Source organism: Bacillus sp. SIMBA_005, assembly GCF_046535585.1.
In the GTDB taxonomy this organism is placed as follows: Bacteria; Bacillota; Bacilli; order Bacillales; family Bacillaceae; genus Bacillus; species Bacillus pumilus.
In genome coordinates this window covers 1-248 of sequence record NZ_JAWRWI010000917.1, presented here as the reverse complement: position 1 = coordinate 248, position 248 = coordinate 1, and the positions used below count along the sequence as shown (strand labels likewise).

1 protein-coding gene is annotated in these 248 nt (G+C 69.4%); it reads right to left on the bottom strand.

Translation table 11 applies throughout. The features are described from left to right. The coding region (locus SB660_RS22745) for a hypothetical protein (RefSeq protein WP_410584778.1) at positions 1–248 on the bottom strand (248 nt) is incomplete at both ends.

Sequence of the window (248 nt, the reverse complement as noted above, 5' to 3'; positions counted from 1 at the left end):
AGCGTGAACACCGATGATGCCGCGCCCAGGATGAATACGCCCGCGCCGTAGATCCACAGACCGAACGGCGCGATGCAGAGCAATAGGCCTGCGGCGGAGGCGGCCGCCGCGAACACCATGCTGAGGCGTTCGCCGATCCGCGTCGTCAGCGCGCCCGCGGGGATGTTCGTGAGGATGGAGCCGATCCCGAGCAGTGCCGCGATGAAGGCGGCGGCGGGGAGCGATGCCCCGCGTTCGATCGCCGACAG